This is a genomic window from Seleniivibrio sp., assembly GCF_021209385.1.
GTDB lineage: Bacteria > Chrysiogenota > Deferribacteres > Deferribacterales > Geovibrionaceae > Seleniivibrio.
Window position 1 is genome coordinate 21,590 of the sequence record NZ_JAJOIL010000029.1, and the last position, 10,288, is coordinate 31,877.

Genomic DNA, 10,288 nt, shown 5'->3' on the forward strand with positions numbered 1-10,288 from the left:
TTCCCTCTGTAAGGGGTGATTATACAGCCATCAGAAGTATTTATCCACTAAATTTTTTTTAATGGAAATATACGTCAGTTGACTTATTCCTTATAAATTCCATGAGTCTGCTCTCTGAATCCTGAGCATACGCACACGAATTAAGGTCACGTACAAGTTCTTCGCAGTCTTGGACATTAAGTGAGCGAATTATCATTCTCGCCCGCAAAATTGAAGAAGGACTCATACTGAGCTGTCTGTAACCCATACCGATAAGCATGGGGATATATTTCGGCTCGCCAGCCATTTCACCGCATACGGTACATTCGATACCAGCGCTGTCGGCGCTTGCTACAATTTTTTTTGAGCAGAGTGCGTACCGCCGGATGACACGGTTCATAGAGATAAGCAACAAATTCGTTGTTGCGGTCTATGCCCAGAGCATATTGTATAAGGTCGTTTGTGCCGACGCTGAAAAAATCAACCTCAAGCGCAGCCATTTCACTTATGACAGCCAGTGACGGAAGTTCCATCATAACGCCGACCTTTATATTTTCATTAAACGGCATATTCTCTTCACGAAGCTGTCTTTTCGCATCATTCAGAGCAGTTTTGCAGTCTCTCAGCTCTTCAAGTCCTGATATCATAGGGAACATCAGCTTAACGTTTGCAATGGCAGAGACCCGCAGAACAGCGCGAAGCTGTTTCATGAAAAATTCCTGATATTTCAGGGAATATCTGATAGCCCGCAATCCCATTGCGGGGTTATGCTCTTTCGGGTGCGGCATATATTTTGAAAGCTTATCCGAGCCGAGATCGAAAGTTCTTATTGTCAGCGGACGACCGTAATTAAGCTCCGCCGCTTCTTTAAGAATATTGAACTGGGTATCTTCATCAACGTCCCCATGCTGCATGTAAATGTATTCTGTTCTGTAAAGCCCCACTCCGTCGGATTTGTATTCGTTAGCTTTTTCCAGTTCATCATTCATTTCCACGTTGCTGAACAGCTTTATAGTACACCCGTCCCTTGTCACGGAAGATTCACCGCGCATCTGTCCGAGTTCGCACACATAGTCTGTGTATCTGCTGCCTTTCAGCTTATATGATTCAAGGGTCTCATCGTTCGGATTGATGATAACAAGTCCTTCAAACCCGTCTATGATAATGAAATCGCCCGTCTGCGCTATTTTTGCTATGTCCACAAGCCCCACAACGGCAGGTATGCCCAGCGAACGGGCAAGGATGGAAGTATGGGCGGTTTTACTGCCCAGATCGGTTGCAAAACCTCTGATATTGTTCTTTTTCATATGGGAGGTGTCGGCAGGCGTGAGGTCGTGAGCAATTATTATCTCAGCATCCTCAATTTTAAGGATTGAATCGGGACCGCCGCCGGTCATGAACCGCAGAACCTTCTGCACGACGTTTATAACGTCAGTTTTCCGTTCGCGCAGATATCCGTTTTCAGACATATTGAATCGCTCCACAAGACCGTTACAGGCGGTTTCAAGAGCATATTCGGCATTTATCAGCTTTTCGGCGATAAGCTTTTCCGCCTCGCCTATAAGCATGGTATCTTTAAGAAGCATGAGATAAATATCAAAAATGAATGAATTTTCCTCGGAAAGAGAATCTTTGCTGATGTTCTTGGACTGCTGAATGAACCACGCGGTCTTTTCAACAGCTTTTCTAAGGCGTTCGGTCTCCGGCTCTATCTCACTTTGGGCAATAGTATATTTACCGACAGCAACTTTCGCTCTGTCCAGAATATAGCACACGCCGTAAGATATGCCCTCGCTGGAAGCAATACCTTTAAGAACCTTCAACGTTCCTCTCCGAACTTATTACAGATAAGTTCCTCAAGTGCCGTAAAAGCATCCTCTTCGTCACCTCCGGTGCAGCAGACGGTTATGAAAGAGCCTTTAAACGCCGCAAGCATCATAAGTCCCATAATACTTTTGCCGTTGACCTCCATCCCGTCCCTCTCCACCTTTATTTCTGAAGAGAATTTTTCGGCGGTTTTTACGAATGCACCTGCAGCCCTTGCGTGCATTCCGAGTTCGTTAACGATCTCTAATTCCTTTTTAATACTCACCCTATACTCCTGTTATGAAAAGAAAAAATCCTGTAGTAATTATTATAAGCACAAGTCCGAAAACAATATCCAGCTTCTTTGCCAGTGCCATGCCCAGCATGATGTAAACCGTGAGAGTGCCGATCAGCACAGAGCTGAAATCAGCACTGGTTTTTGCCATATACGACAGCAGGATACCCAGCATAAGCGAAGAACCCAGATCAAAATATGTCGCCCATTTATTAAAACGTATTCTGTTAAAAAACGTTATAACGTCTCTGCCAAGGCTGTAGCCTATCCTGAATCCGGTGAAACGGAAGGAAAGGTGAAACAGGTTATACAGCAACAGATATGAAAGTATGCCTGCAAACGGGTTATAAAGCCCTGCGATTGCGGCGGTTGCGAAACAGAGCGGACGAAGGGAGTGCCAGAAAAAACTGTCGCCAAGCGCTCCGAATGCAGAGGAATATATCTTTTTATGAAAATCCTCTTCACCGTTCTGCTCAAACTCGCGTACCCACATACCCACTATAAAATTCACCAGATAAGGGTGGGTATGGAAGTACGAAGTCTGTTCATACACCTTCTTAACCTCAAGCTCCATGCCTTTGAGCCTCGCAGCCTTTCTTATAAGGTATGCAAAGCCGGTTCCCTGCATATTCTCATGGTTAAGGTTCGCCTGATAAAAAAAGCTGAAAAATCCGACTATCAGGCTTTTCATAAGATCACCCAGCCAATGAAAAGTCCCAGCATAAAGAACGCATATTTAAGGTACGTCTTCGCCGAAAGAAACCGCAAAACATAACCGGAAAGAAACGCAAACAGCATCAGCGAATAGATATAAAAATTCATCTCAGTATTCTTGCTGCCGTGCAGAAACATATATAAATGGTAAATGATGAAAGTGCCAAGTGTGTAAAATACCACCCCGCGCATGTATGAAAAGCAGAAGCCTGTAACAAGCAGACGCAGAGGATATATCCGTCCGGCTCTCTGCTGGCGGGTATAGAGGGCTTTGTTAACCCCTCTAGTGATATAAAGTGAAAGAGTCACGGGATACATCATAAGCAAAATAAGAAGAAACAGAAGAACATAGTTAGGTTCGTGTGCCTGCGGCATAAGCGACAGAAGCGCGCAGCCTGCAAAAGCTCCGAAACTGTCCTCTTTCGGCACACGGGTACCGAACGGGACATCCACAAGACCAATTGCCTCGAAAATTATACCCACATAGAAACATTCCATGCTGTTCCCAAGCAGAAGCCCCATTATCATCGAAATTACGATGGGGCGAGAGAGCATCACGTTGAACGCGGCGAACCTGTCCACCGAGATTACCCCTGCATAAAGAACGGCAAAGGCTATGTTCACAGATTGCCCTCCAGTATGTTGTTAAAATTCCTGATCTCCACACTGGGTTCCCATGCAACCTTGTGTATGAACACCTCGTGGTTCTGTCTGATCTCACATATCTTCTTTATCTCGTCCGGATTGAGGAATACTGTGTTTGAGACCTCTATTTTGTGTTCGCGGCAGGCGACACAGCCGATATTCACATAAATGTCGTCGTTTATCATTGTTTTGATGGCGTAAAGGTCGTCAACACTCTCCAAAAGGACGAGAACGTAGTCTTTTTTATACCGGTCTGAACGAAATGAGCTGATGAAATCGGCAATTGTCAAAATAGATATCTCCGTACCCGGCGGCAGAGTGCTGGCATATATCATCTTTTGCAGCGGGTTCTGGGCAACTTTATCATTTGCGATAATGACATGGTTGATCTTGAAGTGTTTGAGCCAGCCTTCGATCACCTGTCCGTGTATAAGTCTGTCGTCCACCCGGAAAATTATTTTTTTCATGCCTTTCCTTTCAGAAGCTGTCCGGCAACGATTATGCTGTTTTTGCCGGATTCCGCACAGTCCTCACAAATTGCCGTGAGTGATTTGTTCTCCTTTCTGGCGCTCAGCGCTTTGATGAGCATAGGCAGATTCACACCTGAAACAACCTCAACATTTTTTGTGCCGAGATATGCCATTGATATATTTGAAGGGCTGCCTCCGAACATATCTGTAAACACTATTGCTCCGGTTGAATCGTATTTCTCTATAGCTTTTTCAATTTCGTCAGCAACACCTGCAAGCGACGAACCGTCCAGCATTGAGATAGTCTCGATACAGTCCTGATGTCCGACTATCATCTCTGCTGTTTTGATAAGTTCCTCGCAAAAAAGTCCGTGAGTAACCAAGATTATTCCGATCATCTGATCACCTGTTAACATCCCTATGTCTGATATTTACCTTGATCTTTGCTTTCTGATCAAGGTATTTGGCAATAAATTCCGCAATGGCGACAGACCTGTGCCGTCCGCCTGTGCAGCCTATGGACACGGTGAGGAATTTTTTCCCTTCCCGTATGTAGTTTGGGATAAGAAATCCCAAAAGCCCCTTCAGTTTGAACAGAAACTGTTTTGCGTTGTGGTCGGACAGCACATAATCGCTGACCGTCTGTTCAAGTCCGGTTTTTTCCCGCAGTTCATCAACAAAGTACGGGTTCTTCATAAAGCGCACGTCAAAAACAAGGTCGGAATCCTGCGGCAGACCATATTTGAAACCGAACGACTGAACTGTTATGATAAGTCCCGACTGCATCTCGGTTGAGAAAAAGTCCTCGACACGTCTTTTAAACTCATGAACGTTCAGCGTAGATGTGTCTATAACAAGGTCTGCGTAATCCCTTATGGGGGTGAGTTTTTCCTTTTCCGAAGCTATCGCCTCGGTGAGGTTGTCGCCCATAGGGTGCTTCCTTCTGGTCTCTTTGAAACGTCTTATGAGAACATCGTCGGACGCATGGAGATAAACAACTTTTGCGGAATATTTCTCCTGCAAAACTTTTATCTTCTCCACAGCGGCGGAGATGTCCTTGCTCCTGCTGTCTATTACGAGGGCAACTTTATTCAGCTCATTTTCATACATAAGCATAAGCTCAACAAACTTGTCCAGAAGCCTTAGCGGCAGGTTATCAATAGTATAAAACCCCAGATCTTCAAGTGTTGCCGCCGCAACGGATTTTCCGCCGCCTGACAATCCTGTGAGAACCACAAGGGATTTGTCACTCTCCATTATTCAACCCCTCTTCTTCCCATACGTTTTTCCAGTTCATCGGAGATTATCGTCTGGGATTCCCCTTCGCTTATAGTATTCATCAGCCTTTCGGAAAACTCCTGAGCGGAGTTATAGCCCATTATCTTAAGCAGGTGGTTTCTGGCTGCTATCTCAACGATAACTGCCATGTTGCGTCCCGCGCTTATGGGCAGGATTATTTTCGGCACCTTCTGCCGGAGTATCTCTTCGTAAACGTTATCAAGCCCCAGTCTGTCGTATGAAACATTGGGGTTCCAGTCGGTGAACTCGATGACAAGTTCCAGTTTTTTCCGCAGTCTGATAGCGGCGACGCCGAACATGTCCTTTATGTTTATGATGCCAAGCCCTCTGACCTCCATGTGATAACGGAGCATGTCGGAGCTTGAGCCTTCCAGATAGTCCTGTATACGCTTAACTCGGACGGCATCGTCCGCAACAAGCCTGTGGCCGCGCTTGATAAGCTCAACGGCACATTCACTCTTTCCTATCCCGCTTCTGCCTGTAATCAGCGTTCCGATACCGAAAACGTCAAGAAAGACACCATGGCACACTGTGTCGGGAGCCAGTCTGTCTTCAAGGAACACGGAAAGGTCGATTATTGTTTCCGAGCTTACTCTGTCGGTCTTGAAAAGCGGTATTGAGAATGCCATGACGGTTTCAGTAACTTCGTCAGGCAGTTTGAGGTCTTTTGTAACAATGAAGCAGCAGACATCTTTTTTGCAGATGCCCGCCACTGACTGTCTTCTTAGTTCCGGTTCCAGCGTCCAGAGGTAAGATACCTCGGTATTTCCAAGTATCTGGACGCGTCCGCTATGTATATGGTCGCAATACCCTGCAAGGGCAAGCCCCGGCTTCTGGATGCGAAAATGCGTTATCTGTTTATCATCAAGTATGTTTTCGCCGAATAAAACCTTAAGTCCCAGATGTTCAGCATCCGGCGAGACAAGTTCGGCAACAGGTACACTTTTCATCCCAGTCGCGACTCCTCCTCTCTAAGTATAGCATATATCTGTTCAGCGGTTATGTTTTCTGCCATAATGCGTTCTTTAAAATCCGTCAGCTTTACAAGTTTGCTTATCTTTGCAAGAGTTTTCAGGTGCATGTTCATCTGCTTTTCAGGTGATATAAGCATAAAGAACAACCTGACCGGTTTCCCGTCCGCAGAGTCAAACTCAATACCTGAACGTTTAACGCCTATCACTATAGATACTTCTTCAATATCGGCTATCTTGGCGTGTGGTATTGCCACCTGCTCGCCAACGCCTGTGCTGCCGAGTGCCTCCCTCTCCATTACAGCGGAGAGGGCGGCTTCGGCATCTATTTTGTTTTCTGTTTTTGCCAGCGTGTTCATCATCTCCCGGAGGATGTCGGACTTGGAATCGCCTTTCAGTCCAGAAACAATGCAATCTTCGCAGACAAGTTCAGTAAGCTCCATTATCTCTGTTACGCCTCTATCAGACCGATGTTGCCATCGTCGCGCTGGTAAACAACAGCAATCTGACCGTCTTCTGCATTTCTAAATACAAAGAACTGTTTGTTAAGAAGATCCATCTGCATAACAGCTTCTTCAACATCCATGGGCTTAACAGGTATATCTTTTGTGATGACAATCCTGTTGTCCTCATCCATGCTTTCAACACTTGCAGTATCGAATACGTTCAGTTTAAGGGGCGCTTCAAACTCTTTGTCCTGAAGTTTTTTTGATTTCAGCTTTTCTTTATATTTGACAAGCTGTTTCTCAATTTTATCAGTTGCGAGGTCAATCGAAGCGTACAGGTCTTCGGATTTTTCCAGACCTTTCATGAAAACGCCTTTAGTTGAGATCAGTACTTCGACGGTATGCAGGTTCTTGTGAACATCAAGAAGCACTGTTGCTTCTGTTGAGCCGTCAAAATATTTTTCGAGTTTGCTCACTTTTTTCTCTGCATAGCTCCTGATCGCATCGGTGACGGCGATGTTTTTTGAGTTGATTAGAATTTGCATACTTACCTCCTGATACGTTTACGTTGTGATTTTGTCGGTATGCTAAGTTCGTCTCTGTATTTAGCCACGGTTCTACGGGCAATGTTGATGCCCTGACCATTCAATAACTCGACTATCTTCTGGTCGCTGAAAGGCTTATCAGGATTCTCGCTGTCAACGATATCCTTTATCATGTTCTTAACCTTCTGGGTGGACATATCGCCTGTATCTGTGTCCAGCCCTTTGACAAAGAATGATTTAAGCTCTATCAGTCCCTGCGCTGTCATGGCATATTTGCCTGATGTAACACGGCTGACAGTTGATTCGTGCAGTCCGGTCTCATCGGCAACATCTTTAAGTTTAAGGGGTTTCAGGTAGTTTATACCCTTTTCGAGGAAGTCTGTCTGGACTTCTGTCAGAACTTTAACGACACGATATATCGCTTTCTGACGCTTATTTAAACTTTTGATGAGCCAGAGAGCGTTTTTAACTTTTTCTTCGATATACTCCTTTGTGTCGCCGTCCAGAGCCTTGTTTTTAAGAAGGTTCAGGTAATAGGTATTCATCCGGAGTGATGGAATTCCCTCTTCATTAAGTATAATATCGTACTCATCGTCTTTTTTTACAATATAAACATCGGGTTTTATAGCCTGATTTCCTCTGCCGCCGAAATTAAGCCCCGGTTTCGGGTCGGTCTTGCGCATGAGGAACATCATGTATTCAAAAGTATCGTCCTCTATGGAAAGGGACGACCTTATTTCGTCATACTTATATGCTATCAGGTCTTTCTCGTGTTTTTCAAGCATTTCAGCTATGAAATCTACATATACCTGTTCCACGTCAAACTGGGAAAGCTGTATATTGATACATTCTTTCAGACTTCTGGCTGCAATACCTGCCGGGTCGAACGTCTGCACCAGTTCCAATGCTTCTTCGACATCGGATTCCTCAACGTCAACGTCCTCAGCCACCTCAAAGAACTCGTCCAGAAAATATCCTTCATCGGAAAGGTTTCCAATAATATTTTCAGCCGCCAAAGCCACTTCCCTGCGGCATCCGGACATTTTGAGCTGTTCTATAAGATGTTCGTAAAGTGTCTTTTCGCCTGAAATGAATTTTTCAAGATCATACCCTTCCTCATCGGAGGGGGTAAAGGTTATATCATTGTTATCCCTGTAGAATTCTTCCCAATCTATCTTATCCAGCTCGTCTCCGTCCGTATCTTCACGAATCGGTTCTTCTTCTTTTTTATCTTCCGGTGACTGGGCAGATTCTTCGGTTTCTTTGTTTTCGGATTCTTCAAGAACAGGGTTATCCTCAAGATAACTGTTCAGTTCCTGCAGCAGTTCAGTGATAGGCATCTGAAGGATAGAAAGGGACTGCTTCATCTGAGGCGTGATGTGAAGTTTTTGTGATAGTTTACCGCTTATTTCAAGGTTAAGCTTGCCGCCTTTCACAATGAGAAGTCCTTGCCAAGGTACCTGTCGATGACCTGCGGATCCTGTACTATATCCTGCGGTTTTCCGTGGGTCAGCACGCTGCCGTCGGCTATAATATACGCTCTGTCAGTTATTTTAAGTGTTTCACGAACGTTGTGATCGGTAATGAGAACGCCTATACCTCTTTTCTTGAGGTCGAATATCATCTTCTGTATGTCACTCACAGAGATAGGGTCTATACCTGAAAAGGGTTCGTCAAGAAGTATTATGTCAGGTTCGCCCGCCATGCATCTGGCAATTTCCACACGTCTTCTCTCGCCGCCTGATAATGCATATCCCTGTGATTTCCAGACTTTTTCCAGTCCAAAGTCGGAGATAAGAAGCTCGGTGCGCTCCTGCATAAACTTTTTATCGTCATATTTAAGCTCAAGCGCTGCATAAATGTTGTCGTAAACGGACATTTTGCGGAAAATGGACGCTTCCTGAGGAAGGTACGCAATCCCGCTGTGGCTGCGTTTGTGCATAGAACTTTTCGTTATGTCCTCGTCGTTAAGGAACACTGAACCGGCGTCCGGTCTTACCAACCCTACGATCATATAGAACGTCGTGGTCTTTCCGGCACCGTTAGGTCCCAACAGCCCCACTATCTCACCTTTGCTGACAGAGATACTGACGCCGTTAACAACGGCACGTTTTTGTATACTTTCTTTAAGTGTTCTGCTTTAAGTCCCAATTTACTTTTTCGCCTCTTTCGGTGCTATGATGATCTTGACCCTTTTGTTTGAACCGCGGTCGACAAATATCCTGTTATTCTGATTATAAATGGTAACTTTCTCACCCTCAAGATAATTATCGCCCTGCCAAACCCTGACGTTGTTATAAAGAATTACTTTCTCTTCTGCAGCATAGAGTCTTGCCTTATCCGAAAGAGCTAAAAGACCCTCTTTCTCGATTTTTACGTTTCCCTGCGCATATATCTCTTTAACGTTATTCTGTTTATCGAACGATACGTCCATGTTGTCGGATGTAACGCGCATTTCGCCGTCAGTAACGATAACGTTTCCTGAAAACCTTGATACGTTGTCGTCGCCTGTGTATTTCATGTAATCGGAAAGTATCTTTATAGGTTTTTTGCCGGCAGGTTTAACAAGACCCTCCGCCGCATAAGCAGTGAGTGCGAAAACCATAAGCAGAGCAACGAAACTATTTGTTATAAATGACCTGAACATGACCAATGAACTCCGCATAATTATTTTTCGAGAATACCAGCATCTTGTCGGCAGAAATAGTACCATCGTTATGGCTTATCTCAAATCTTCCGAGCAAAGTGCCAATTCCTGTAAGGAAATCATAGTGGAAACGTCCGTCCTTCCCCGATGAAAAATCGAGTTCATTAAAACGGCCTTTTATAGTACCGTTGACGCTTACCATATATTCCTTTTCCAAATATCCGACCGGAGCGTAAAGCTCTACATCGGTCTTACCTTTTTTGTAGACAGCGCCGAAGTCCGTAAGTTTAGCAGTTTCCTTTTCGCGGTTTATCCTCGCCTGTCTGGCGGTCACCTTGTAAAAGTTGTTCTGCTCGTCCAGAACCTTGCCCATCTCAAAATCGTCTATTACAACCTCATTCTCTTTCAGATCGAATTTGATCTTGTTCTTGTCGCTTTTAAAAAAGTGTCAGCGAAGCAAGAGCAAGAACC

General features: G+C 44.8%; 15 protein-coding genes. All 15 read right to left on the reverse strand.

Features of this window, described 5'->3' with window-relative positions; all coding sequences use genetic code 11:
- Nucleotides 1-58: 58 nt before the first annotated feature.
- The 15 genes from LRY47_RS09815 to LRY47_RS09885 are packed head-to-tail and all read right to left on the reverse strand — an operon-like array spanning nt 59 to nt 10,190.
- Nucleotides 59-379: a putative PEP-binding protein gene (locus LRY47_RS09815; protein ID WP_366043586.1), complete on the reverse strand. Its 321-nt coding sequence runs from the start codon at nt 377-379 to the stop codon at nt 59-61.
- Nucleotides 288-1,802, reverse strand: a complete 1,515-nt coding sequence (ptsP, locus tag LRY47_RS09820; protein WP_295224801.1) for a phosphoenolpyruvate--protein phosphotransferase — start codon at nt 1,800-1,802, stop codon at nt 288-290. Before ptsP ends, LRY47_RS09815 begins: the two co-directional genes overlap by 92 nt.
- Nucleotides 1,799-2,071 (reverse strand): HPr family phosphocarrier protein, encoded by a 273-nt coding sequence (locus LRY47_RS09825; protein WP_295224803.1) that lies wholly within the window; start codon nt 2,069-2,071, stop codon nt 1,799-1,801. Before LRY47_RS09825 ends, ptsP begins: the two co-directional genes overlap by 4 nt.
- Nucleotide 2,072: 1 nt before the next feature.
- Nucleotides 2,073-2,771 (reverse strand): PTS system mannose/fructose/sorbose family transporter subunit IID, encoded by a 699-nt coding sequence (locus tag LRY47_RS09830; protein WP_295224806.1) that lies wholly within the window; start codon nt 2,769-2,771, stop codon nt 2,073-2,075.
- Entirely contained in the window at nt 2,768-3,418 is a 651-nt protein-coding gene (locus tag LRY47_RS09835; RefSeq protein ID WP_295224808.1) for a PTS sugar transporter subunit IIC, read from the reverse strand. Before LRY47_RS09835 ends, LRY47_RS09830 begins: the two co-directional genes overlap by 4 nt.
- On the reverse strand, nt 3,415-3,885 hold the full coding sequence (locus tag LRY47_RS09840; RefSeq protein WP_295224811.1) for a PTS sugar transporter subunit IIB: 471 nt from the start codon (nt 3,883-3,885) through the stop codon (nt 3,415-3,417). Before LRY47_RS09840 ends, LRY47_RS09835 begins: the two co-directional genes overlap by 4 nt.
- Nucleotides 3,886-3,902: 17 nt before the next feature.
- Entirely contained in the window at nt 3,903-4,307 is a 405-nt protein-coding gene (locus LRY47_RS09845; RefSeq protein ID WP_295224813.1) for a PTS sugar transporter subunit IIA, read from the reverse strand.
- Between the two features lie 4 nt (nt 4,308-4,311).
- Nucleotides 4,312-5,166 (reverse strand): RNase adapter RapZ, encoded by an 855-nt coding sequence (gene rapZ / locus LRY47_RS09850; RefSeq protein WP_295224815.1) that lies wholly within the window; start codon nt 5,164-5,166, stop codon nt 4,312-4,314.
- On the reverse strand, nt 5,166-6,158 hold the full coding sequence (hprK, locus tag LRY47_RS09855; protein WP_295224818.1) for an HPr(Ser) kinase/phosphatase: 993 nt from the start codon (nt 6,156-6,158) through the stop codon (nt 5,166-5,168). The genes rapZ and hprK overlap by 1 nt, the downstream gene beginning before the upstream one ends.
- Nucleotides 6,155-6,622, reverse strand: coding sequence for a PTS sugar transporter subunit IIA (locus LRY47_RS09860; protein ID WP_295224820.1), 468 nt, complete (start codon nt 6,620-6,622; stop codon nt 6,155-6,157). Before LRY47_RS09860 ends, hprK begins: the two co-directional genes overlap by 4 nt.
- Before the next feature lie 8 nt (nt 6,623-6,630).
- Nucleotides 6,631-7,170, reverse strand: a complete 540-nt coding sequence (gene raiA, locus LRY47_RS09865; RefSeq protein WP_295224822.1) for a ribosome-associated translation inhibitor RaiA — start codon at nt 7,168-7,170, stop codon at nt 6,631-6,633.
- Between the two features lie 2 nt (nt 7,171-7,172).
- Nucleotides 7,173-8,606, reverse strand: a complete 1,434-nt coding sequence (gene rpoN, locus LRY47_RS09870) for an RNA polymerase factor sigma-54 (protein WP_295224824.1) — start codon at nt 8,604-8,606, stop codon at nt 7,173-7,175.
- On the reverse strand, nt 8,603-9,289 hold the full coding sequence (lptB, locus tag LRY47_RS09875) for an LPS export ABC transporter ATP-binding protein (RefSeq protein WP_366043605.1): 687 nt from the start codon (nt 9,287-9,289) through the stop codon (nt 8,603-8,605). Before lptB ends, rpoN begins: the two co-directional genes overlap by 4 nt.
- Before the next feature lie 33 nt (nt 9,290-9,322).
- Nucleotides 9,323-9,817 carry a lipopolysaccharide transport periplasmic protein LptA gene (gene lptA, locus LRY47_RS09880; RefSeq protein WP_295224827.1) on the reverse strand — a complete coding sequence of 165 codons (495 nt, stop codon included), beginning with the start codon at nt 9,815-9,817 and terminating at the stop codon, nt 9,323-9,325.
- Complete coding sequence (locus LRY47_RS09885) at nt 9,792-10,190, reverse strand: hypothetical protein (RefSeq protein ID WP_295224829.1); 399 nt, start codon at nt 10,188-10,190, stop codon at nt 9,792-9,794. The genes lptA and LRY47_RS09885 overlap by 26 nt, the downstream gene beginning before the upstream one ends.
- Nucleotides 10,191-10,288 lie beyond the last annotated feature (98 nt).

Excerpts from the sequence above, each read along its gene's own strand:
- LRY47_RS09815 (WP_366043586.1), bottom strand. The coding sequence starts at position 379 with ATGAACCGTGTCATCCGGCGGTACGCACTCTGCTCAAAAAAAATTGTA.
- LRY47_RS09830 (WP_295224806.1), bottom strand. The coding sequence starts at position 2,771 with ATGAAAAGCCTGATAGTCGGATTTTTCAGCTTTTTTTATCAGGCGAAC.
- LRY47_RS09845 (WP_295224813.1), bottom strand. The coding sequence starts at position 4,307 with ATGATCGGAATAATCTTGGTTACTCACGGACTTTTTTGCGAGGAACTT.
- rapZ (WP_295224815.1), bottom strand. The coding sequence starts at position 5,166 with ATGGAGAGTGACAAATCCCTTGTGGTTCTCACAGGATTGTCAGGCGGC.
- hprK (WP_295224818.1), bottom strand. The coding sequence starts at position 6,158 with ATGAAAAGTGTACCTGTTGCCGAACTTGTCTCGCCGGATGCTGAACAT.
- LRY47_RS09860 (WP_295224820.1), bottom strand. The coding sequence starts at position 6,622 with ATGGAGCTTACTGAACTTGTCTGCGAAGATTGCATTGTTTCTGGACTG.
- raiA (WP_295224822.1), bottom strand. The coding sequence starts at position 7,170 with ATGCAAATTCTAATCAACTCAAAAAACATCGCCGTCACCGATGCGATC.
- lptA (WP_295224827.1), bottom strand. The coding sequence starts at position 9,817 with ATGTTCAGGTCATTTATAACAAATAGTTTCGTTGCTCTGCTTATGGTT.
- LRY47_RS09885 (WP_295224829.1), bottom strand. The coding sequence starts at position 10,190 with ATGGGCAAGGTTCTGGACGAGCAGAACAACTTTTACAAGGTGACCGCC.